A 25,096-nucleotide genomic window follows, 5' to 3' on the forward strand; every position below is an offset into this window, starting at 1 on the left:
TCATTTAAATTCTTTAAACATATATAATTAATTAACTACTGTATTCAAAAGACCCTTAGACAACTTTTTATCGAATAACTGTTCGTTTTTTAAAATTTTTTCTATATCCCAATCCCACCATTTCATATCTTCCAACAACCTAATAACATCATCATCAAACCTATACTTGATTATTTTTGCGGGAGAACCTGCTACTATTGCATATGGAGGTACATCTTTATTAACCACACTATTACTTCCTATTATAGCTCCGTTTCCAATCTTAACTCCCGAGAGAATAACTGAGTGTGCTCCAATCCAAACATCATTTCCAACTTGAATTGGTCCTTTAGAAAAAGTATCTTTTTTTTGTTGTTTAAAGACATGTTTTAAGATAAGGTGCGTTGTTATTCTATCTGAGTAGTGGCTAAATTCCTGAAAAGAAACATTTCTAGCTATGCTACAAAACGAACCAATATTTATGGAATGGATATCTGAGTAAAAATCAGTGTTTGGTCCATTAATAACAGTGTATCTTCCCACCTGTATTCCTGAACTACAATTCATAGTTACACCAGCTTGTAATATTGCCTTATCGTTTATTTCAACATTCCCTGAAATTAAAACTTTATTTAATTTGGCTGTAGAAGCTATATAAGATGTCTTAGTAATTGAAATAAAATTTATTCGTAAAAACCTATAATAAACGTAAAATTTTATTTTTTGTATAAACTTCTTCATATTGTTAAATGAGTTTAAATATTAACTTAGTTTGATCTATATTTGCTTTCAATCACTAATTTGAAATTATAAATTTATATAATGATTTTCTTTTTTAAAAAAAAATAAATCATTAAAGATAGAGTTATCAAAACTACCGTTATACCCAATTTATAAAAAAACAAATATTCCACCAAAAAGTATGCAATAATAGTTAAGATAATATTAAAAAATATCCAATAATATTGATAATAATTGATTGATTTAATTTCTTTGTATTCCTTTAATAAATAGCTAAAAATCGCCATACCCATAAAAGCTATAAATGTAGAATAGGCAGCAACTTTATATCCATAAAAAGGAATAAATATTAAATTAATAATAATGTTTAGAACACCTGCTAAGAGTGAAATTTTCCAAAGATTAGTATTCTTGCCCAAATAATTTAGTTTTAACACTGCACCTAAATAAATAGGTCTATAGTTATAGGCCATAATTATAATTATAGCCAAACCATACATGCTTTTTAACTCATTATTTTTAATCAAAATCTGAAATAATTCTTTCATCCAAATACAACTCAGAAAAGTAAAAATAGATACACCTAATTGAGATACAAAAATTAATTTTCGAACTTCTAACTCATCCTTTTTTTTATAAAATTCATATGCCAGTGGTGTAATTGCAGTGGACAATGAATTTACCAACGTTTGAAAAGGTGAGGATACTGAATAAGCCAAGTTATATTTTCCAATTCCAGACGAATCAACTTTTTGATAATCCATTACAATTTTATCCGATGAATCTAACAAAAAGGCTGAATAAAAATGAGGAACCATTGGTAATGATTCTTTTAATGAGCGCTTTATGGTGTTAATCTTAAAATTAAAAATAGGAAACAATTCACTCTTAAAATAAATAATATGAACAAAAGATAAATTTGTAACTGTAACACCTATAAAAGAGGCATAAATCCACCCCATGAAGCCCATTTTAAACTTAGAAATAAATAACAATTGTAACAATACAGTAACAACTCCCCCTATTATATTCCGATAAGCCAATTGTTGGGGCTTTTGATTCACTTGAAAATAAGTAAGAGAAATAATAGATAAAGGGCCAAATATAATATATGGAAGTATGGTAAGTATTATAATCGTAAACCTATACCTTTCAGCTCCTACCGGTAATATATAATATATTAATAGTCCCAATAAAAAACCATAAATAATATTCCAAATATGTAAAAACCCAAATAATTGCCTCCACAAAATTTTATATCGATGACCATAATGATAAAAGCTATTTAATAATACTATTCTAATACCTAATAGTGATAAAACTGAAAATGCAGATGTATAAGCAAGTATTACTCCATATACTCCATAATCATTAGCAGTTAAATCTTTTGTTATTATTGGAAGAATTACAAGTCCTAATATTTTAGGTAACTGAGGAGCTAGACCATAAATTGCGGTATGTGATAATAATTTTTTCACCAAGTAATATTAATTTGTTCTTAAAGACTATTAAATAATTGAACTAAACCTGAAAAATAATCTTTATCTTCATTAGAATTAGATTGAACAGAAAAACATTTTTTATCTTCTATTTTTTTTATTTCATTAAAATAATTCAAATCTAAATCTAAATCTAAATATTCCATTTTACCATCGTCCAAATATTCTGAATAAGTTTGAGCCCCCATAAGGTCTATAACGATATTAATTGGGACACCACAAAGATACGCTTCTATTAAAACACCTGAATAATGTGAAACAAGGGCAAAAGTACTTCTTAAGATTAAAGGCAAAGGTAAACTAGTTGCTAAATCAATTACTACTTTATGTTGAATATTATTATCTATTACTAATTTCTTTATTACATTTAATTCTCGTTTAGTCATCCTAGGATGTAAGCGTAAATACCAAACATAATCTTCGTCCGTACTTTTTATTGACTGAAGAATAGTCTCGGAAAGTATTATATCTAAACCAGGCTGGAGTGAATGAAGTATTATTTTTCTTGTCTCCGTTAATTGTTCATTACTATTTTGACTTAAAAAATCAATCCATGGATTTCCTCCTACAATAACCTTTTGTTCTTTTTCTTTAAATATGTTTTCTAAAGAGAGTTTAGAGGTTGAATCCCATACCCAAAAAACATTAGGTAATGAATTTGATTTCTTATAATTCGAAAACGAATAACAGGGTTGATATTTACCTTGGCTCCCATGTTGAATATCAACTGTACATATATTTTTTTCATTGGCTGCAAGTATAAGTCCAAAAAGTTTTGGATTATAATAGCATAATGTAAAAACAGCTTTTGGATTAGTTTTATCCAAAATATCAATCCATAAATTTTTCCAAAAGAAAATTTCATTTAAATCTAAATCTATTTTTTCTTTTAAGTCTATTTTATTAAGATTAGTTTTTTTTGAATAAATATCAATTGCACCATCTAATATATTACTTTCAAACTTATCTTTTTTCACTAAAGTTCTATAATAAGAAATTAGTCTTGAGACATTTAGTACACGTTTTTTTTTGTAATACAATTTTTGAATCCCTGAAAACTCGTGTTCAAAAGAAATAGTTTTAGCTGACATTTCATTTTCTAAAAAATCCATAATTGGATCAAAAAACTTATTCATTGATTTATTTTCATAAAAAGTTCTATGTGCATGATAACCAGCAAAAATATAATCAGTTTTTTTCAAAGAATTTAATACTCTTATCCTAAGAATAAAGGAATAAAAAAAATTAAGAAACAAAAATTTGCCTGTTTTTTTGAGAATTTTTATATAAAATACAGGCTTAATTGGAGCATCACTATTTTTGTGATTAAAGAAAAATAGACTAGTTTTGAATATTGGCCAAACATCTGTCTTTTTATATTTTAAGGAGTAAACATCATTATTTTTTTCTATATCTGATAAAACCTCCATCTTTTTTTTCCTCATACTAAATCACTTTTGATATTAATAAAAAACAACATATATCTAAACTTTTTCTTTTTTAAAAGAATTAAAACATCTATTGGCATAATCCAAAAAAAAATTAAAAAATTTTTTTTTGGATTTTTAAGTAGTATTAAAAAAATTGACTACTAAAATTTCTTATATAATAATTATTTAGTTCTTTTAATTTAATGTTGTTGTAACCGTAAAATTTAATAGAATTATAATCAGCCGCTTCATAGTCGTTAATAGAATCACCTATTAAACAGCAATCTTCTAAATTGTACTTATAATCTTTTAATAAGGTAGTAACTAATTGTTTTTTTGGAGTTGGAGAACCATGAATAGATAAAAAACAAGAATCTAAATTCAATTGAACACACAAAAACCTAAGTTCATTTTGATCAGAACCAGAAACAATATGAAAATTGTAATTTTTATAATTATCTTTAATGAAATTAACGGAATCCAAAATAAGATTATTTGGATTCACTAATTCTTTTTTCATTAATATAGAAAAATATTTTGCATATTTCAAAACTTCATCTTCTGTTATTTTTTTCTCTAAAATTTCTTCGTAAAAATATCTAATTTTAACATAACGTGACAAACCACCATTTAAATTATGATATTCTAACAATTTATCTACATGTACTTTTTTAAAAGATTTAAATATTTCTCTAAAACCCCAATCTCTAATTTTCATGGAATCCAAAATAACACCATCAAAATCCCAAAGTATATTCTTAATCATTAGTTTTCAACTTTCTTAAGAACCTCTTCAACCTTAGCAACATCTTCAATAACATCAACTGCCAACGAACTTTCTTTTGTTTCGACCATTAAAATAGGAATATTTAAATCAAAAAACCTCAGAATCTCAATATCCTCATGTTTTTCTATCTCTGATTTTTCGGTTTGTTCTCCAAAAACTCTCAATTCTTTTTTATTAAATGCATAAATACAAACTTGTTTTTTAAAATCTTTAGCATCCGCAGAGTCAACAGTTTTACTGCCTGGAACTGGCAGTCTTGACATGTAGATTAATTTATTAGATTTATTTACAATAACTTTAGGAATATTTACATTGTTTGGATCCTCTTTATCTGTAAAACCACACATTCCATTAATAACAAAATCAAAATTATTTTTTTTAACATTTGCTATTTTTACTATCTCATTAAAATCTAAAAGAGGTTCATCTCCTTGAATATTAACATAAATATCTGCATCAACTTTCTTAGAAAAATCGTAAACTCTATCTGTCCCCGTTAAACAGTCCTCTGATGTCATTGTAACATTGAAACCAAAACTCTCAACTAAGTTTTTAATTTGAAGGTCATCAGTAGCAACATAAGTATTTTCCCTACCTAACGCTTTTTCAACTATCTGAGCCACCCTAATTATCATTGGTATACCGTTTAATCTAATTAAAGGTTTACCTGGAAATCTTGAAGATTTATATCTTGCTGGTATTACTCCTACTATTCTCATTATATCAAACTATATATTGAAGTTAATTCTATATTCTCATATTTAGTAGGGCTTATCGATTTTACGGAAAAGCCTCCTATTTTTAAAGCATCATTAATAATATTTTGATTCTCCTGAGCTAATACAAATTGATTTTTATTTAAATCTATATCATATCCATCAAATCCTACCAAAAACAATTCTGTTACACCAAGGTCTAATGCAGTTTGCAAAGCAACTACAAAAGGTGAATCTAACGAAGAATTTGTAAACTCAATCTCCCCTAATTCTTTCGCTATTAACTTTATTCGAGAAGGAAGAGAAACTCCCATTTTTCTCGGATATGGAGGAAGTATAAACATAGAATTTGTTCTTTCTGAAACATCTATTTGATCTAAAACACCCTCATCTTCTACCCCAACTAGGGAGATTGATTGTTTACAATTTAAATCTTTAAATTGTAACACATTTTTTATACCTGCATGTATTAAACAAAAATCATCATTTGATTCTGCATATTTTACAATAGCTTCTTTATGCGAATAAACGGATTTCCCTCCACCTAAAATAATCGCTGTTTTAAAGCTTTTTTCTTTAGCTAAAACTGGTAACTTAATATTATCTTCTACGGTTAATTTTTTATTATTTAAAGCATTTAATATTGAACTTAGGGAATACCTATTCATACCTACCCATTCCATTACATCTTTTTGAGGTAAAGAATGAGCTCCAGAGAACATATAAGGTAAACTTGTACCCCAATTACCATATTCTTTTTTCAATTCCTCGAAACTAGCTACAACACCCCCTAATAAATCAAAATCAAAATTAACTTTATTCTGACTTTTTAAATAAGTTAATAATAACTCGGTTTTTAAATTCCCAGCTCCTCTTCCCATTCCTGTAATTGTTGCATCAACAATATCACACCCTTGTTCTAAAGCTGTAATGGTATTAATAAGCCCCATATTAAGATTATCATGTCCATGAAAACCTAGACTTACCTTTGTTTTAGATTTTACTAATTGTATGATTTCTTTTACTTCATTTGGTAAAACACCTCCAAAAGAATCAACCATATAGAAATAATCTAATGTTTCATCTAATCCTTCTAGTAAGTCTAAAAAAGATGGATCTTGTTTCCAGTTAGACATATACATCACGTTAAAAGCAACCTCAAAACCTAAAGCTTTTACTGCTTTTGCTAATTTAATAGCCCGTTCGAAGTTTTTAGGATCTACAGCCATTCTAATTAAGGTTATGTAAGGTTTTATTGGAGTCAATAATACTTCTAAATGTTCTGGTCTAATGTCTTTCTCATTTAGAATAATCACTAATTTTTTAGAAGGCATTAATCTTTTTAATTCATCTAAAACATATATTGGACAGTAAAAATACTTTCCTAGATACCCTTTTAAAAGTATACTTCTATAACCAACTTCAATATACTCTATAGGAAGCTCTTCCATAGATTTACAATATTCAGTTATCAAACTTTGATCAAAGTCCCAATTTGTGTAATACCCACCGTCCCTTATAGTACAGTCAAGAATTTTCATAATTATTTATTTTTTACTACTAAAAATGGAAAAACCACCTTAATTAAAATATTTTAACACACAATAAACCTATACTAAAACCCTATTACTCCGCCTGCTTCAAAATTTCATGACCCGCTTTTAACAGAACAACATCTTTTTTCATGATTTCCACATCACCTTTCATCATATCTTTTACCAAAGAAGCTAAATCATGCTCTGGCACCCATCCTAATTTGTTTTTCGCTTTAGAAGGATCTCCAATTAATAAATCTACTTCTGTTGGACGGAAATAAGAAGGATCTACAGACAACACTTCTTTCCCTATTGCTACTTGAAATTCTTTATTATTACATGCAACAACGTATGCTTTCTCTGCTACGCCTTCTCCTTTAAATTCAACGTCAATACCTACTTCACTAAATGCCATACGTACAAAATCACGCACTGTGGTAGTTACACCCGTAGCAATAACCCAATCTTCTGGTGCATCTGCTTGTAAAATCATCCACATCATGCGAACATAGTCTTTTGCATGTCCCCAATCACGTTTTGCTTCTAAGTTTCCTAAAAACACTTTTTCTTGCAAGCCTAAAGCTATTTTTGCTACGGCACGCGTAATTTTTCTAGTTACAAAAGTTTCCCCTCTTCTTGGTGATTCATGGTTAAATAAAATACCATTACACGCAAACATATTATACGCTTCACGGTAGTTTTTAGTTATCCAAAAGCCATATATTTTAGCTACTCCATAAGGAGAACGAGGATAAAAAGGAGACAATTCATCATAGAAACCTCTTTCATTTTTATTCTCTGGCATCCCTCCATATAATTCTGAAGTAGAAGCTTGGTAAATTCTTGTTTTCTTTTCTAATCCTAAAATACGTACTGCTTCTAAAATTCTTAAAGTTCCTAATCCATCAACATTACCTACGTATTCTGGAGTATCAAAAGAAACAGCAACGTGAGACATTGCCCCTAAGTTATAAATTTCATCTGGTTGACATTCTTGAATGATACGCGTTAAATTCATCGCATCTGTTAAATCTCCATAATGCAATTTTAATCTTTGATTTGGATCATGTGGATCTTGGTATAAATGATCAATTCTGTTGGTATTAAAAAGAGAAGATCTTCTTTTAATACCATGTACTTCATATCCTTTTTCTAATAATAACTCAGCTAAATATGAGCCATCCTGTCCTGTAATTCCTGTGATTAATGCTACTTTCATATCGTTTTTCGTTGTTCGTTGTTCGTGGTTCGTTGTTCGTTGTTTGTGGTTCGTGGTTCGTGGTTCGATTTTCGATGACCGTGTTTCGTTACTCGTTGGACGATAAACGATGGACGATTTTTCACTTTAGTGATTTTATTAATTTATACAGCATCATCTTAATTCTTGTACAAAGATCTAATAATTTCGTATACTCATCATTAGAAATATACCCTAAATCTTTTGCCAAAAATAATTGATAATTAGCTTCTTCTAAAGAGCCTTTCGCAATATATAAAAATTGAATAAACTCCTTTTTATACTGCCTCCCTTGCCCTTCTATTATATTTGTTGGAACACTACTAGAACTTCTTCTTACTTGATTGGTTAACCCAAATTTTTCTGAGGAAGGAAAGTTATTTGAAACCTGGTATACATCAAGAGTTAATTGATGCGCTAGTTTCCAAACTTGTAGTTTACATTCCATTTTTTTGTTCGATTTTCGTTGTTCGTTGGTCGTGTTTCGTTACTCGTTGTTCGTTGTTCGATGGACGGTAAACGGCAAACGATAGACGATTTTCGTTACTCGATTTTCGTTGGTCGATAAACGATAGACGATTTTTAAAGCTTGACTTCTTTAAAGTTTTCTATATTCTCTAAAAACCAAGTATAGGTTTTTTCTATTCCATCTTCCAATTCTGTAGAATATTGCCACCCTATCTCTTTCATTTTCGAGACATCCATCAATTTTCTTGGCGTTCCATCTGGTTTTTCAGAATCCCAAACAATTTGTCCCTGATGTCCTATTACTTTTTGAATGGTCTCTGCTAATGCTTTAATGGTAATGTCTTTTCCTGAACCAATATTGTATAAATATTCTGGCAATTCATTTTCTAAAGCATACACCACAGCTTCCGCCATATCATCTACAAATAAAAATTCGCGCATTGGCGTTCCAGTTCCCCATAAAACAACATCCGAATTATTATTTTTAGCATCATGAAATTTACGAATCATAGCAGGCAACACATGTGATGATTTTAAATCAAAATTATCATGTGTTCCATATAAATTGGTAGGCATTAAGCTTACATAATCTTTCTGAAATTGCTTTCTAATTGCTTGACATGCTTTTACACCTGTTATTTTTGCAATCGCATACCCTTCATTTGTTGGTTCTAAAGAACTTGTCAACAAATGCTCTTCTTTTAAAGGTTGCGGAGCAAACTTAGGGTAAATACAAGAACTCCCTAAAAATATAAATTTCTCAATACCCGACTTTAAAGCACTATCAATTAAATTGTTTTGAATTTGCATATTTTCCATCAAAAATTGATACGGAAAATCGTTATTTGCTAATATTCCACCAACTTTTGCAGCTGCATCAATTACAACTTCAGGTTTCTCCTTTTTATAAAAATCAAGAACTGCTTCTTGTTTTTTTAAGTCTAACTCTTTACTCGTTTTACCAATTAGGTTAGTGTACCCTTTTTTTTCTAATGTTCTCCATACTGCAGAACCCACCATACCTCTATGGCCTGCAATATAAATTTTAGTATCTTTTTTCATCATTTTTTTTCTTATCTGATGTCTCGTTGTTCGATGTTCGTTTTTCGTTTTTCGTTTTTCGTTTTTCGTTTTTCGATATTCGTTTAAGCGGTAAACGAATATCGAACATCGGAAATCGGTTTTATTTCCCTATTTGAAAATACTCAAATCCTTTTTCTTCTAAATTAAAAGCATTATATTGATTTCTACCATCAAAAATAATAGGATTCTTTAACTGCTGTTTGATTTCCACAAAATCTGGAGAACGAAATTCTTTCCATTCCGTTAATAATATTAATGCATCCGCATCTTGTAAGACTTCATACTTAGAAGTACAATACGTAACATTTTTAGCCTCTTTTAAATAAAACTCTTTTGCTTCTTCTACTGCTTTAGGGTCATATGCTTTTACTTTTGCGCCTCTTTTCTCTAATTCTTTTACAATATAAATAGCTGGTGCTTCTCTCATATCATCTGTACCTGGTTTAAAAGCCAATCCCCATAAACCAAAAGTCATTCCAGATAAATCTTCTCCAAAACGTTTTACAATTTTATTGGCAATCACCAATTTCTGAGCATCATTTACATTCTCTACAGATTCAATTAAATTTGCTTTATACCCGTTTTCTTCGGCTATTTTCTTTAAAGCTTTTACATCTTTAGGAAAACAAGAACCACCATAACCCGCACCTGGATAAATAAAACTATACCCAATTCTTTTATCAGAACCAATTCCTATACGTACCATATTAGCATCTGCACCTACTCTTTCACAAATATTTGCAATCTCATTCATAAATGAAATTTTTGTAGCCAACATAGTATTAGCCGCATATTTGGTCATTTCCGCAGAACGGATGTCCATAGTAATAAAACGATCATGCGTTCTAAAGAAAGGCGAATATAATTGCTTCATTAACTCAAATGCATATTCAGAATCTGCACCAATAACAACTCTATCCGGTTTCATAAAATCGTCTATCGCAGCACCTTCTTTTAAAAATTCAGGATTAGAGACAACACTAAACTCAATCTCTTCACCTCTTTTATCTAATTCTGCTTGAATAGTAGCTTTTACCTTATCTGCTGTACCAATTGGCACAGTAGATTTATCTACTACAATCAATCTTTTCTGCATGGTTTCTCCAATAGACTTCGCTACCGCTAAAACATATTGTAAATCGGCAGAACCATCATCTCCCATTGGTGTCCCAACAGCTATAAAAACAATTTCTGCATCGCTGATAGCTTCTCCTAAATTCGTTGTAAAAAGTAAATTTTTATTTTTTACATTCTTTAAAACCATTTGTTCTAAGCCAGGTTCAAAAATCGGTAAAATTCCTTCTTCTAATTTTTGAATTTTCTTCTGATCGATATCTACACAAGTTACCTTATTTCCCATTTCGGCGAAACAAGTTCCAGACACTAAACCAACATAACCAGACCCAATTACAGCAATATTCATAATTCTTTTTAATTTTTAATTTTCTATTTTTTTTTAAAGATATCGCAATAAAAAAACACTTAAAATAAGTGCTTATTTAAAACTTAATTATTTTTCAACAACCAAGATGATGATTGTATTTTATCACCCAAACCATCAATCAAATCAATATTTAATTCTTGACAAACCGGTGCTTCTGGAATTGAGTTATTATCTTGATCACCTCCATTGGCAAAACCTATTTGATACTCTTTGCCATACTTTTCATAAATAGCACGTATAGAAGCACAAACAGTTCTGTCTTTATCAACAGAAATCATTGCTTTATCTACAGATTTAATATTTTCTACAATAAACAAACGTTCTTCTTCTTTTTGAAATTCTTTAGAACCTTTTAAACCTCTTTGAAGATCGCTATTCACAATAACAAACAATTCATCTGCCAATGCTTTTGCATTGTTAAAATATTCAAGGTGTCCTTTGTGAATTGGGTTGAAATATCCTGATACTATAATTAGTTTCTTCATATATTCTTTTTTTGACTAATATGTAATTAATTCTTCCATAGAAAAAAAGTGGTTTCCTTAAAAATAATCTACAAACAACAAAGTGTTCATAGATTATTATAGACGCCCCTTTATTTCTCTTTCTTTTTTAAATTCTCTTTTTCATGAACTTCTTTACGTAAGCCACTGCTAGAAAAACGGTGTTCTCTTTTATTGAAGTATAGGTCAATACCTTTTTCTTCACAATACTTTCTGCCTGTAAATTGCTTACTAGCATATTCATCCCCTATAATTCTAACATCAACTTTAAAAGATCTTAAAATATCTTCTAAATCTTGTTCTGTTGCATAAGGAACAATCTCATCTACATGCTTACATCCTTTTAGTTGAATGTATCTTTCAACGACAGATTGCACTGGCATATTTTTTTCTGGACGATCTAAGGTTGGATTTGTTTGCAATCCACAAATTAAATAATCACATTCTAGTTTAGCTTCTTCTAACATTTTTACATGACCTGCATGAAATAAATCAAAAGAACTAAAGGTAATTCCTACTTTCATAAATTTCTTTTTTAGCAAATATATATTAAATTTTTAATAAACAAAGACACTGTTCCTTCTACGCTTCGCTCAAACCTATCTAAAGTTATAATAATAATAATAAAAAATCAAGAGAATCTCGCTAAAACAAAAGCAACAACATTAATTAGATCAACCTTTTTTAAGCCTCTAAAAAAACAACTATTACTTAACAAATAGGTGTTTTTCTCCTAGTTTACTAATCGACGCATTTCTAATATTATGAACAATCTTAATAGAATCCTCAGAATCTTTAAGTCCAAAACCATTTCCTTTTAATATTTCTTGATAACTTATAGTGTGCAAATCTGTAAAACCTGCACTAAACTCTAACTCTTCAGTATCTATAGTAATAGATCTAAAAGTTCTTTGTCCTTTTTCTTTTATTTCCTGAGGTAAATCTTCTTCATTAATTGATAAAAACCAGCGTACTCTAGCATTTTTAAACTCTAAATACCCAGCCGATTTATCTTTTTCTCTTACATGAACTACATTCTCTTGAACCTCTCCAAAAATCCAAGAAAGCATATCGTAAAAATGAACTCCTATATTTGTAGCGATTCCTCCAGATTTACTTTCATCTCCTTTCCAAGAAATATCATACCATCTTCCTCTAGAAGTTATGTATGTTAAATCTACATCATATTTTCCATTTTTGTTTTCTGAAGCTACTTTGTTTTTTAAGGCAATAATACTTGGGTGCAGTCTTAATTGTAGAATTGTATTAATTTTCTGACCAGATTCTTTTTCGATATCCTTTAAAGCATCAATATTCCAAGGATTTAAAACTAAAGGTTTCTCACAGATAGCGTCCGCACCTCTTCTTAAAGCCATTCTAATATGAGAATCGTGTAAATAATTTGGCGTACAAATACTTACATAATCCAAATGAGTGCCTCCTCTTTTCAGTTTTTCTATATGACGATCAAATCTTTCAAACTCCACAAAAAAATCTGCTTTCGGAAAAAAACTATCCATAACCCCAACACTATCAAACTTATCTAAAGCTGCTATTAGTTGGTTATTAGTATCCTTAATAGCTCTTAAATGTCTTGGCGCAATGTACCCTGCAGCACCTATTAATGCAAAATTCTTCATTTTTTATAGTGATTTATCTACATGCTTAGAATCTAAAAAATTCTTAACATCATATACAATTGATTTTTCTTTTTTAATTTCTACAAAATTCAAGTCTTGAAATTCTTTATGCGCTACCACTAAAATAACGGCATCGAATTTCTTTTTAGGTAAAACGGTACTCGAATCTAACTGGTATTCTTTTTGAACTTCGTTTGCATTTGCATATGGATCAAAAATGGTTACGTTTGCTCCATATTCTTGTAACTCATAAATAAGATCTACCGCTTTTGTGTTTCTAACATCCGGACAGTTCTCTTTAAAAGTAATTCCTAAAACCAATATTTCAGCTCCTTTTACTTCAATATCACGCTGAATCATCAATTTAGCAACTTCAGAAGCTACATATTTGCCCATACCATCATTTACACGCCTACCTGCCAAAATAATTTCTGGATGATACCCATATTCCTGTGCTTTTTGAGCCAAATAATAAGGATCTACTCCAATACAATGCCCACCAACCAAACCTGGTTTAAATGGTAAAAAATTCCATTTTGTTCCCGCAGCTTCTAAAACATCTTGCGTATTGATACCCATCAACCCAAATATCTTAGCCAATTCATTTACAAAGGCAATATTGATATCTCTTTGAGAATTTTCAATCACTTTTGCAGCTTCAGCAACTTTAATTGTAGGAGCCAAATGAGTCCCTGCAATAATTACAGATGCATACAAGTTATTCACTTTTTCTCCTACTTCTTTGGTTGAACCAGAAGTAACTTTTAATATTTTTTCTACGGTATGTTTTTTATCACCTGGATTAATTCTTTCCGGAGAATACCCTACAAAAAAGTCTTTATTAAATGTTAAACCTGAAACTCTTTCTAAAATAGGCACACAATCTTCTTCTGTAGCTCCAGGATAAACCGTAGATTCATAAATTACGATATCTCCTTTTTTAATAACACTACCAACGGTTTCGCTTGCCTTTATTAAAGGAGTTAAAACGGGTCTGTTATTTTTATCTACTGGCGTAGGCACTGTAATTACAAAATAATTACAATCTTTTAACTCTTCTAAATTAGATGCAAAAAACAATCCTTTTTCTCCAGAATTCTCTTCAACTATTACATCTAGTAATAAATCTTTAGAAACCTCTCTAGTTTTGTCTTGTCCTAATTTTAATTCTTCTATTCTAGGCTGATTGATATCAAAACCAACAACAGCATACTTTGTTGCAAAAAGTCTTGCTAATGGCAAACCCACATATCCTAAACCAATAATACCTATTTTAATTTTACTCATTCTTTAAGTTTTTCCAATACCAATTTATAGACTCCTTTAACCCTTCTTTTAATGAAAACTCCGGATTATAATTTAATAACTTTCTAGCCTTTGATATATCTGCATGAGAATGTGGAATGTCTCCAATTCTATTTGGCCCAAAAACTACGGATACATCATTAATTTTGGAATTGTATTTCGACAAATACTCCTTTAAATAATCACACAAATCTACTAAGGTATTTCGATCTCCAAAAGCTACATTATATATTTCATTTGCCGCTTCTTTATCTGCAATTAGACTCAACAAATTTGCTTGAATCACATTATCGATATAGGTAAAATCTCTAGAATAAGTTCCATCTCCATTAACCACAGGAGACTCTAAACTCATAAATTGATTTACAAATTTAGGAATTACAGCTGCATACGCTCCATTTGCATCTTGCTTTCTACCAAAAACATTAAAATACCTTAAACCAATTGTTTCTAAACCATACGTTTTCCCAAAAACATCTGCATACAATTCATTTACATATTTAGTTACTGCGTAGGGTGATAACGGTTTACCGATTACATCTTCTACTTTAGGTAACGATTCAGAATCGCCATACGTAGAAGAACTCGCAGCATATACAAATCTTTTTACATTGCTGTCTCTTGCTGCTACTAACATATTAAGAAAACCCGCAACATTTACATCATTTGTTGTAATAGGATCTTTAATAGATCTTGGCACAGAACCTAATGCAGCTTGATGCAAAATATAATCTACACCAGAAGCGGCCAACATACAATCTTCTAGATTTCTTATATCTCCTTCTATTAATGTAAAGTTCGTATTATCTATAAGCGCGGCAATATTTTCTCTTTTACCTGTAGAGAAATTATCTAAACAGATTACTGTATTTTTTTTTGCGAGTAAAGCCTCACACAGATTAGAACCGATAAAACCAGCACCTCCTGTAACAAGAACCTTTTTTCCCGACAATTTAATATCCATTAAGAAATAATTTTAGGTATTTTTTTAAAGAAACAAATATAATAAAAGAATCATTGGCCTCTTTACCAAAAACCATTAAAAACAAAAAATCCTTCACAAAATGTGAAGGATTTTTACTTTGGTGGGCAATGAGGGATTCGAACCCCCGACCCTCTCGGTGTAAACGAGATGCTCTGAACCAACTGAGCTAATTGCCCTAAGCGGCTGCAAATATATAATCTTTTTTAGATATACCAAATAAAAACATAAATAATTTTATTTTTAAATTAAAAAAGATCTAAAACAAAAAATCCTTCACAAAATTGTGAAGGATTTTACTTTGGTGGGCAATGAGGGATTCGAACCCCCGACCCTCTCGGTGTAAACGAGATGCTCTGAACCAACTGAGCTAATTGCCCTAAAGCGGTTGCAAATATAACACTTATTTTAGTTCTACCAAGTAAAAATGAAATTTTCTTTAGATAATTTCTGCTACAACAAAAGTACTTCCTCCTACATAAATGATATCTTCCTGATTTGCAAAAAGTAACGCAGCATCAAAAGCTTCTTTTACTGAAGAATATTTTTCCCCAAGCAAACCAAACTCTTTTGCTTTTTCTTGTAAAATTGCTTCAGACATACCTCTTGGAATATTGGGTTTGCAAAAATAATAAGATGCCTCTTTTGGAAATAGTGGTAAAACCTCTTCTAATTTCTTATCAGAAACAACTCCTAAAACAAAATAAATCTTTTTAAATGGTACTGTTTCTAATTGTTGCAACACAATACTTAAACCATCTTTATTATGAGCAGTATCGCAAATTACTTTTGGTTGCTCTTGTAAAACTTGCCACCTACCTTTAAGGTTTGTATTGTTTACTACATTCAGCAATCCTATTTCTATGTTTTTTGTTGCTATTTTAAAGCCCGTTAATTTTTTAATTGCCGCTACAGCTGTTTTGGTATTTTTCTTTTGATAATCTCCCAACATATCTGTTTGGTAACTTTTATCATCATCCGAAGCAAAAGAAATAGGCGCTTTGCATTCTTCCGCTTTCGCGATAAAAACCCCTTTAACCTCTACTTGCTCTTCTCCGATTACAACAGGAATATTATTCTTAATAATCCCTGCTTTCTCAAAAGCAATTTCAGGTAAGGTTTCTCCTAAAAACTGCGTATGATCTAAACTGATATTTGTAATTACAGAAACTTCTGGTGTAATTATGTTGGTAGAATCTAATCTTCCTCCTAAACCGACTTCAATAATAGCAATGTCTACTTTTTCTTCTGCAAAATAATCAAAAGCCAAACCTACCGTCATTTCAAAAAAAGACAGCTTTTGTTTTTCTAAAAAATTTTTATGTTGTTTGATAAAAGATGAAACCTTTGTTTCTGGAATTTCAGCTCCATTAATTCTAATTCTTTCTGTAAAATTTTTTAAGTGAGGAGATGTATACAACCCAACTTTATAACCCGCTTCTTGTAAAATTGAAGCTAACATATGACTGGTAGAACCTTTTCCGTTGGTACCACCAACATGAATTGATTTAAACTTTTTTTCTGGAAAACCCAATTCTTCTGAAAGCGCTAAAGTATTGGTTAAATCTTTTTTGAATGCTGTTTTACCTTCTCTTTGGTACATCGGTAATTGTGCAAACATCCAATCTAATGTTTGTTGATAATTCATACGACAAAAATACGTGATTATTTAGACAAAGAAAATTTATAAATAATAGTTCCTACCTGATTTGCAGGCGCTTTTTCATCAGAATTCCATTTTGTTCTTAACGCCGCTTCTTTTGCTGCTTTTAGTAAACAAGAAGCTGTATTTGTACTCCCTTTATAGCCTGGTTTTGCAAAAACTACTTTCCCATTTTTATCTACTTGAATTTGCACCACAACAGTACCTTCTTCTTGACAATCTGGTTGTACTTTGGGTTTAGAAAGCGCTTTTCTACCCTTCAAATCATAACCATCTCCATCACCACTGCCTGTATTTCCATAGTATTTAGAAGAAGTCGGATCTCCATTTTCTTTTCCTTTTACACCTGGCTTATCATCATCTCCTTCTCCTTGAGGTTTTCCGTCAGAAGAATTTCCGTTTAATAAACTATTTAAAGCGTCTTGGTTTGCTTTTGATGGTTTAGGTTTTGGTTTTTCTTTAGGAACTTCTTTTTTAACAACTTCCTTAACTTCTTTTTTCTTTTCTACAACCTTTTTAACGGGCTCTTTCTTTACTTCTTTAACTTTTTCTACTACAGGCACCTCTTTCGTAGTCTCTTCTGTAATAATATCTTCTTTAACAATTTCTTTAGGCGTTTCTTTTACAACTTCTTCTTCAACAACCTTTTGCTCTTCTACTACTTTTGGTGCAGCAATTTTCTTTGTATTTTCAACAGGCACTCCACTTCCAACTTCTGATGTTCCAAAGTTTATAGCAACTCCATATTCTTCTGGAGGATCTAAATAATGCATTCCGTAATTAAAAATCCCGAAGATTAAAAGCATCAGAATAACCGCTGTAATTACAGCTGATTTACGCTTATATGTTGTGTTTAAGATTTGCATTCTTATATATTCTACTAAAGAAATTTTAAATTCCGATAAGAAACTTATTTGCCTTTTACAGCTAAAATCATTTTCAGTTTATTCTTATTTGCGATATCAATTACTTTCATCACATTTTTGTAAGGCGCATCTTTATCACCTCTTATAATAATGGTTTTCTTTTTATCTGCTCCAACACTTTTCAGTATTTCACTTTCTAAACGAGATGCACTCACTTTTGTTTTATCAATATAAAATAAGGATTCATTTGTTATTGATACTGCTACCGATTTATTATTTTCTGTTTTACCTCCTGCTTTTGGTAATAAAACATCAATAGCACTAACCGTTACTAAGGTTGATGTTAGCATGAAAAATATCAACAATAAAAAAACAATATCTGTCATTGACGACATATTGAATGTTGGATCTACTTTATTTCTTCCACGTAAATTCATACAAATAATTTTGAATTCTTTATACTGGTTCGTTTAATAAATCTAAAAACTCAACAGATTTTGCTTCCATTTGATAAATTACTTTATCAGTTCTTACTACTAAATGATTATAGGTTACGTATGCAATAATACCTACAATTAAACCAGCAACCGTAGTTGTCATTGCTGTATACAAACCATCTGAAAGTAGCTTTATATCTATTTGACCACCTGCATTTGCAATTTCATGAATTGCTACAATCATACCAATTACAGTTCCTAAAAAACCAATCATAGGTGCTGCACCAGCAATCGTTGCTAAAACACTCACGTTTTTTTCTAGTTGATAAACCTCTAACTTTCCTGCGGTTTCAATTGCCGTATTTATATCATCTAAAGGTTTCCCTATTCTAGAGATTCCTTTACTAATTAATCTTGCAGTTGGGGTATTTTTACTTTTACACAAAGCATCTGCAGCTTCTAATTTTCCGTTTGAAACAAAATCTTTAATTTGATTCATAAAGTTTTCATCTATTTTCGATGCTGCTTTTATAGCAAAGAAACGCTCAAAATAAATATACAAACCCACTGCTAACAACACAAAAAGCAACGCTATAATTATTTGCCCGCCTAAACCACCATCCATAATTAATTTATAGATAGAGAGTGTTTTTTCTTCTGAAACAACTCCTTCTAAAACCTCTTTATTCTCTTGAAAAAATGACAACATTTTATTCTATTTTTAAGTTCTAATTAAGTAACGACCATTCTTTTTTTAAATTGTTTCAACCAAAAAGAATTGGCATAATTTTATATCAAAAAAAATGCCATTTTAAGAAAAAACTCAAAATGACATTTTTATATTTATTATTTAACCACTAAAACAAGTTTTCTGTAGCTACAAAAACCGCACAACCTATTAAAAAACCAATAGCAGCTAACCAAGCAATATTTTTTAAATACCACATAAAGTTTATTTTTTCCATTCCCATTGCAACCACACCTGCTGCAGAACCAATAATCAACATACTTCCTCCTGTACCTGCAGAAAAAGCAATAAAATGCCAAACTGGTGCATTTTGTGGATCTTGAAACATACCCATACTTGCTGCTACCAATGGCACATTATCTACCACCGCAGAACCAAATCCTAATAACATCACTACAATGTCTTCATTAGGTATAATTTCTGCCAAAGCTTCTGACCCAATAAATAACAAACCTAAAGATTCTAAGGCAGCGACTGCCATTAAAATTCCGAAGAAAAACAAAACACTTGGCATTTCAATTTTTGATAAGGACGAATGTACCGGACTATGAAACCCTTCTGAATCGTCGCCACTTTCATCAATAACATGAGAAACACTGAATTTTGATCTACTATAAATTTCAGCAAAAATTCCGACCACAGAAAGAGAAAGCATCATACCCACATAAGGCGGTAAATGCGTAATGGTTTTAAAAAAAGGAACAAACAAAATAGCTGCCAATCCAATATATAACATTCTTGCAGAATACTCATTAACTTCTTCTTTATCCGCATCAAGCTCCACATCAATTTCACCCTGAAATACTTTTTTTCTAGAAGCTATAATCGTTGGAATTACAGCACATAAAATAGATGGTATTAGTAAATGTTCTATTAATTTATCTGCGGTTACTTTACCACCAATCCATAACATGGTAGTTGTAACATCTCCAATAGGAGAAAACGCCCCACCTGCATTCGCCGAAATAATAATTAAACCAGCAAACCATAAACGTGTATTTCTGTCTTTTATAATTTTTTGAAGTATCGAAATCAATACAATTGTAGCTGTTAAGTTATCTATAACCGCTGACAAGAAAAATGCTAAACCAACAAAAATCCATAAAAGTGTTTTCTTCTTTTTAGTTTTTATATACCCTTTAAAAGTTGCAAAACCATCAAAATAGTCTATCATTTCTACAATTGTCATTGCACCTAATAAAAAGAATAGTATTTCTGCCGTTTTACCTAAATGATGTAATAAAGTTTCTTCTAATAAATGATGTTTTTCTTCACCAGTAAAATTAGCAAACCCTTCTATTAATTTATGCGCACTAGAATCAAACCAATTAGGAAAAGCATCTATACCAAATGCTACTAACGCCCAAAGAATTGCCATCATTGCCAATGCTGGTATTAGTTTATCTAGCTTTAAATTGTGCTCTAACGCAATAGCTAAATAACCAACTATAAAAATTAAAATAATAAGAGTTTCCATAATTTACTTTTGTTTTACATTACTTTTTTGGCTTAGAAAATGCCTGTTTACAAATATCAATTAAAATTAGGCATTAAAAAAACTTAATCTAAACTGATTCCTTTTAATTTACATTTATTCTTTTAGCGCTATCTCAAACGCTGTTTCACTTATTTTAGTTTTTAATACACTTTTAACAAACATTCTTTAAAGTACTTTTTTTATGGTATTAAATATTTTTTAAAATAACTTCACCTATTATTCTTACAATTCCTTTCATAAAACAAGCAAAAACTATTACCATTTTACAACCAGAAATAAAATATAGAGTTCTACTTACTCTTTACTTGTGTCTTACATAATAGATTAAAAAAAAATCTTTAGAAACAAAAGACACATTTGCTCCGAAAGAAGTTACTTTTAAAGTCACTTATATACTACCATAAAATTTTCCGAAATATCAGAAAAATAATTGCTGTTTTTTATGACTTTTATCACTCTATACCTTAAATTATTTCATCTAAAATTTTTAAATAAATTAAATTTCCTTTTTGCTTTTTAGGTAATTTTAATTTTCCAATAAAAATTGCCCAAAGGAAAAAAGTTAAAGTTGATTCATTTTAAAAAAAATATAATATTATTATTTTAGTTGATACCTTACAAACTTACAGTAAAAAAATGAGTGTTCAAATTTTTTTTATTCTAAAAGAATTTATTCAAATTCTAATTCCTTTTTTACAGAAATCAAACATTCTAATAAAACCTAAAAACTAAAACTTCGGATAAAAAATATCGCCAGACGAATGATCTCTACTCGCACCAGTTACAGAACTTAAACAATTTATCTTATCTTCATTTCTTAACAAGCCCAAAAAAGCAAAAATAAGCGCTTCTTTAAAGTTGATTAACTTATGATCTGGAATAACAAGGTTCACCTTTTTCTGTCGTTGTATCTCGCAAATTAAATACGCATTAAAAGCACCGCCACCTGTAACCAAAACCTTCGCATTTTTAGGCAATACTTTTGCAATTGCCCATGCAATATGATCTGTAAATGTTCTCAATAAATCTTCTGGTTTTCTTTTTGACGATTCCAATCTTGGAAAAATTTCTTTTTGAACCCATTCTAACCCTAAAGATTTTGGAGGTTTTTGTTGATAATAATCCAACGCCCTTAAATCTGCTTCTAATTGTATTAAAGAAGTTCCGTTCGCTGCAATTTGCCCTTTATCATCATACTCAAAACCCAATTCTTTCGCATACTTGTTTAAAACAATATTTACCGGACAAATATCATACGCAATTCTTTTTCCTTCCTTATTGTAGGAAATATTAGAAAAACCTCCCAAATTTAAACAGTAATCGTAATCTGCAAACAACAATTCATCTCCAATTGGTACTAAAGGCGCTCCTTGCCCGCCCAACTTAACATCTTGTGTTCTAAAATCGCAAATAACTTTTTGATGTGTACTATTTGCAATTGTTTGGCCATCTCCCACCTGAAGCGTAATGCTATTATGTGGTTGATGTAAAACCGTATGACCATGAGATGCAATAAAATCGATGTTTTGAATCTGAAATTTATCAATAAAATCATTAATCACTTCTCCTAATAGAATACCATAATTAAGATTCAACTCTTTTAAAACATCCGAAGAAAAATGGATAGCTTCCTGTAAAGTTGACTTCCATTTTTTCGAATACGAAACTGTCTCCGAGTGTAAAATATCGAATTCTTGATAGTTATTTTTATCAAACTTAACATACACCAAATCTATTCCATCTAAAGACGTCCCAGACATTAAACCAATCGCAAAAACTTCACTTTTATTCATATCTGTAAAATTAACAAAACTCTATTGATAATATGTTACGAAATCGATATCTTTGAGTTCAAATTTTACGAATATAACAAATACATATACAGATGGATTTTAGTTTAACAGAAGAACACATCATGATTCGCGATGCTGCAAGAGACTTTGCGCAAACAGAATTACTACCTGGAGTTATAGAAAGAGACAATAAGCAAGAATTCCCAAATGAATTAGTAAAAAAAATGGGAGATTTAGGCTTTTTAGGCATTATGGTAGACCCAAAATACGGAGGAAGTGGAATGGATACTATCTCTTACATACTAATTATGGAAGAACTTTCTAAAATTGATGCTTCCGCCTCTGTTATTGTTTCTGTAAATAACTCTTTAGTTTGTTACGGATTAGAATCCTACGCATCTGAAGAGCAAAAACAAAAATATTTAACCAAATTAGCAACAGGAGAATATATAGGCGCTTTCTGTTTAAGCGAGCCAGAAGCAGGCTCTGACGCAACATCGCAAGCAACTACTGCAGAAGACAAAGGAGACCATTATATAATTAACGGTACTAAAAACTGGATTACCAGCGGTGGACGTGCAGACGTTTATTTGGTAATTGCACAAACACATAGAGAAAAAGGTCACAGAGGTATCAATGCTTTTATCGTAGAAAAAGGAACTGAAGGTTTTCACGTAGGCCCAAAAGAAGATAAATTAGGAATTAGAGGTTCAGACACCCATACATTACAATTTAACGATGTAAAAGTGCCCAAAGAAAATAGAATTGGAGAAGATGGTTTTGGGTTTAAGTTTGCCATGAAAACACTTTCTGGCGGAAGAATAGGTATTGCCGCACAAGCTTTAGGTATTGCAGCAGGCGCTTATGAATTGGCTTTAAAATACGCCAAACAACGTAAAGCATTTGGTACCGAGATTTGCAATCATCAAGCAATTGCGTTTAAATTAGCAGACATGCATACAGAAATAGAAGCAGCAAGAATGCTAGTAACAAAAGCCGCATGGGACAAAGACCAAGGTAACAATTACGACATGTCTAGCGCAATGGCTAAACTCTATGCAAGCAAGGTTGCCATGGAACACACTGTAGAAGCAGTGCAAATTCATGGAGGAAACGGTTTTGTGAAAGATTACCACGTAGAACGCTTAATGCGAGATGCAAAAATTACACAAATCTACGAAGGCACTTCAGAGATTCAAAAAATAGTAATTTCACGCGGAATCATCAAAGGATAATACACTCCTTATATATAAGGTATAAAAACTCATCTTTCCTGCAAGGTTTCTAACACCTTGTAGGATTTTTTTTGGACGTATTTTGGTAAAAAACAAAAACCGCGCTTTCCACTATATCTTTTTGCATAAAAAGCAAAAAGGATAAAGCCTGTCTTGAGCGCAGTCGAAAGGTATCAATCGCTCACGCAAGCCCACTGATACCAAATAAATTTTATAATGATTGATGATAAATTTTATTTTTTTTTTAATATAAAATAGAAAACCCAATCATAGCCTTAGCTATAGTTCCATTTTATATAAAAAAAAACGAATTTAATCCATCTTTTTGATGTTTCCCTTTTATTAACAGCTAATTACTTTCTTTTAAAATGTATTTAACTCTTAAGTCACCCCTCAAAAAGATTTAAAATCTCTACAGTTCGGCTAAAGCCATTTTCTACCTCATTAACTATAACACAGACTAAAGTCTGTACCAATTCAAAAAAAACTATGCTTTCTATGTTGCTATATGGTTTAAACTTTTAACCCAAAATCATACAATTCCAAACCAGAGAAATAAGTCAATTCAACAAAACAAACAAAAGTTTATGCTCCATGTTACCATATTGTTTATAAATCCAACTCAATATCATACAATTGCAAACCAGAAGATGGCGCATTGTTTCTCATATACTTTCTATCGTTATCTTCTTTTAAAGAAGCTTCAATAAACTGCAAATCTAGATTTCCTTTACCAACTTCAAATAAAGTTGCCATCATCAATCGAATCTGATATCGTAAAAAACCTTTCCCCCTCACTTTTAATATATAGGACTTCTCTGGAAAAAAATTAGCCGTTAAAATATTATTTTCTACAATTTCGCAAGAATCAATGATTCGTTTAAAAATAGTTTTCTCTGAAGGTCTGGTACAATACTTATGAAAATAATGTTCACCCTTAAACAACTTCGCTGCTTGCTGCATGGTTTCTAAACCAAGTATTTCATCAACATTTACAATAAAAGGCGCAGCAAAAGGGTGATTCTTCTCTCCAAAAGAAAAATAATAATGATACTCTTTAATCTTTGGTGAATTAATAACATTAAAACCTCTTTCTACCTGTTGTATAGAAATTGCTTTAAAATCTGGCGAAAAATTAGCATTTAAAGAATCTATAAAAGAATCTTCATCAACCAACACATCTGTAAACATTTGAATATAGTACGTATTTGCAGAAACCTTAGCATCTGTTCTACCTACTCCAATCGTTTTATAGTGAACATCCTCAAAAACAAAAGACAAGGTTTTATCTACCATATCATGCAATGTTTTAGCATTTGTTTGTTTTTGCCATCCAGAAAACCGAAAACCGAGAAATTGTAACCTAACTATATAAGAAAATGAATATTTCATAGGTGCAAATGTACAATAATTACATTTTTTTTTACAAAAGGTGCATTTTTATGGATATCCTAAAATTACGATACCCATTTTTACATACCCACCATTTTGCACCCTTCAAAAACTA

General features: G+C 30.6%; 23 protein-coding genes and 2 tRNA genes. 1 reads left to right on the forward strand and 24 read right to left on the reverse strand.

Features of this window, described 5'->3' with window-relative positions:
* Positions 1-27: 27 nt before the first annotated feature.
* From JOP69_RS08700 to JOP69_RS08810, 23 genes are all read right to left on the reverse strand, one after another.
* Positions 28-720: a CatB-related O-acetyltransferase gene (locus tag JOP69_RS08700; RefSeq protein ID WP_252191217.1), complete on the reverse strand. Its 693-nt coding sequence runs from the start codon at positions 718-720 to the stop codon at positions 28-30.
* 74 nt (positions 721-794) lie between these two features.
* Positions 795-2,198, reverse strand: a complete 1,404-nt coding sequence (locus JOP69_RS08705) for a lipopolysaccharide biosynthesis protein (protein ID WP_203394101.1) — start codon at positions 2,196-2,198, stop codon at positions 795-797.
* A 20-nt stretch (positions 2,199-2,218) separates the two neighbouring features.
* On the reverse strand, positions 2,219-3,664 hold the full coding sequence (locus JOP69_RS08710) for a hypothetical protein (protein ID WP_203394102.1): 1,446 nt from the start codon (positions 3,662-3,664) through the stop codon (positions 2,219-2,221).
* 130 nt (positions 3,665-3,794) lie between these two features.
* Positions 3,795-4,415: an HAD family hydrolase gene (locus JOP69_RS08715; RefSeq protein ID WP_203394103.1), complete on the reverse strand. Its 621-nt coding sequence runs from the start codon at positions 4,413-4,415 to the stop codon at positions 3,795-3,797.
* Positions 4,415-5,155 (reverse strand): 3-deoxy-manno-octulosonate cytidylyltransferase, encoded by a 741-nt coding sequence (locus JOP69_RS08720; RefSeq protein WP_203394104.1) that lies wholly within the window; start codon positions 5,153-5,155, stop codon positions 4,415-4,417. The genes JOP69_RS08715 and JOP69_RS08720 overlap by 1 nt, the downstream gene beginning before the upstream one ends.
* Entirely contained in the window at positions 5,155-6,693 is a 1,539-nt protein-coding gene (locus JOP69_RS08725; RefSeq protein ID WP_203394105.1) for an aldolase catalytic domain-containing protein, read from the reverse strand. Before JOP69_RS08725 ends, JOP69_RS08720 begins: the two co-directional genes overlap by 1 nt.
* Positions 6,694-6,778: 85 nt before the next feature.
* Entirely contained in the window at positions 6,779-7,906 is a 1,128-nt protein-coding gene (gene gmd / locus JOP69_RS08730; RefSeq protein ID WP_203394106.1) for a GDP-mannose 4,6-dehydratase, read from the reverse strand.
* A 121-nt stretch (positions 7,907-8,027) separates the two neighbouring features.
* Positions 8,028-8,372, reverse strand: coding sequence for a four helix bundle protein (locus JOP69_RS08735; RefSeq protein ID WP_203394107.1), 345 nt, complete (start codon positions 8,370-8,372; stop codon positions 8,028-8,030).
* A gap of 134 nt (positions 8,373-8,506) precedes the next feature.
* Entirely contained in the window at positions 8,507-9,454 is a 948-nt protein-coding gene (locus JOP69_RS08740; RefSeq protein ID WP_203394224.1) for a GDP-L-fucose synthase, read from the reverse strand.
* A gap of 121 nt (positions 9,455-9,575) precedes the next feature.
* Positions 9,576-10,898 (reverse strand): UDP-glucose/GDP-mannose dehydrogenase family protein, encoded by a 1,323-nt coding sequence (locus JOP69_RS08745; protein WP_203394108.1) that lies wholly within the window; start codon positions 10,896-10,898, stop codon positions 9,576-9,578.
* 83 nt (positions 10,899-10,981) lie between these two features.
* Positions 10,982-11,404 carry an adenylyltransferase/cytidyltransferase family protein gene (locus tag JOP69_RS08750; RefSeq protein ID WP_203394109.1) on the reverse strand — a complete coding sequence of 141 codons (423 nt, stop codon included), beginning with the start codon at positions 11,402-11,404 and terminating at the stop codon, positions 10,982-10,984.
* A gap of 110 nt (positions 11,405-11,514) precedes the next feature.
* The gene (locus JOP69_RS08755; protein ID WP_203394110.1) at positions 11,515-11,946 is read right to left on the reverse strand and encodes an adenylyltransferase/cytidyltransferase family protein; all 432 of its coding nucleotides are present in this window, start codon (positions 11,944-11,946) and stop codon (positions 11,515-11,517) included.
* A 183-nt stretch (positions 11,947-12,129) separates the two neighbouring features.
* Complete coding sequence (locus tag JOP69_RS08760; RefSeq protein ID WP_203394111.1) at positions 12,130-13,062, reverse strand: Gfo/Idh/MocA family protein; 933 nt, start codon at positions 13,060-13,062, stop codon at positions 12,130-12,132.
* A gap of 3 nt (positions 13,063-13,065) precedes the next feature.
* Positions 13,066-14,349: a nucleotide sugar dehydrogenase gene (locus JOP69_RS08765; protein WP_203394112.1), complete on the reverse strand. Its 1,284-nt coding sequence runs from the start codon at positions 14,347-14,349 to the stop codon at positions 13,066-13,068.
* Positions 14,342-15,331, reverse strand: a complete 990-nt coding sequence (locus JOP69_RS08770) for an SDR family oxidoreductase (RefSeq protein WP_203394113.1) — start codon at positions 15,329-15,331, stop codon at positions 14,342-14,344. Before JOP69_RS08770 ends, JOP69_RS08765 begins: the two co-directional genes overlap by 8 nt.
* Positions 15,332-15,450: 119 nt before the next feature.
* Positions 15,451-15,528 (reverse strand) — tRNA-Val (locus JOP69_RS08775).
* A 123-nt stretch (positions 15,529-15,651) separates the two neighbouring features.
* Positions 15,652-15,729, reverse strand: a tRNA-Val gene (locus JOP69_RS08780).
* A gap of 59 nt (positions 15,730-15,788) precedes the next feature.
* Positions 15,789-16,997, reverse strand: coding sequence for a folylpolyglutamate synthase/dihydrofolate synthase family protein (locus JOP69_RS08785; protein ID WP_203394114.1), 1,209 nt, complete (start codon positions 16,995-16,997; stop codon positions 15,789-15,791).
* A 17-nt stretch (positions 16,998-17,014) separates the two neighbouring features.
* On the reverse strand, positions 17,015-17,878 hold the full coding sequence (locus JOP69_RS08790) for an energy transducer TonB (RefSeq protein ID WP_203394115.1): 864 nt from the start codon (positions 17,876-17,878) through the stop codon (positions 17,015-17,017).
* Positions 17,879-17,922: 44 nt separating this feature from the next.
* Complete coding sequence (locus JOP69_RS08795) at positions 17,923-18,315, reverse strand: biopolymer transporter ExbD (protein ID WP_203394116.1); 393 nt, start codon at positions 18,313-18,315, stop codon at positions 17,923-17,925.
* Positions 18,316-18,334: 19 nt separating this feature from the next.
* Positions 18,335-19,024: a MotA/TolQ/ExbB proton channel family protein gene (locus JOP69_RS08800; protein ID WP_203394117.1), complete on the reverse strand. Its 690-nt coding sequence runs from the start codon at positions 19,022-19,024 to the stop codon at positions 18,335-18,337.
* A 148-nt stretch (positions 19,025-19,172) separates the two neighbouring features.
* A complete protein-coding gene (nhaD, locus tag JOP69_RS08805; RefSeq protein ID WP_203394118.1) occupies positions 19,173-20,540 on the reverse strand; it encodes a sodium:proton antiporter NhaD in 1,368 nt (455 codons plus the stop codon).
* Between the two features lie 749 nt (positions 20,541-21,289).
* The gene (locus tag JOP69_RS08810; RefSeq protein ID WP_203394119.1) at positions 21,290-22,354 is read right to left on the reverse strand and encodes an anhydro-N-acetylmuramic acid kinase; all 1,065 of its coding nucleotides are present in this window, start codon (positions 22,352-22,354) and stop codon (positions 21,290-21,292) included.
* A 92-nt stretch (positions 22,355-22,446) separates the two neighbouring features.
* On the opposite strand from JOP69_RS08810, the gene JOP69_RS08815 reads away from it, so the two are divergent.
* Positions 22,447-23,589: an acyl-CoA dehydrogenase gene (locus tag JOP69_RS08815; protein ID WP_203394120.1), complete on the forward strand. Its 1,143-nt coding sequence runs from the start codon at positions 22,447-22,449 to the stop codon at positions 23,587-23,589.
* A gap of 609 nt (positions 23,590-24,198) precedes the next feature.
* Here the strand turns inward: JOP69_RS08815 and JOP69_RS08820 are convergent.
* Positions 24,199-24,981, reverse strand: coding sequence for a tRNA pseudouridine(38-40) synthase TruA (locus JOP69_RS08820; RefSeq protein WP_203394121.1), 783 nt, complete (start codon positions 24,979-24,981; stop codon positions 24,199-24,201).
* Between the last annotated feature and the right edge of the window lie 115 nt (positions 24,982-25,096).

This window comes from Polaribacter sp. Q13 (assembly GCF_016858305.2).
GTDB lineage: Bacteria > Bacteroidota > Bacteroidia > Flavobacteriales > Flavobacteriaceae > Polaribacter.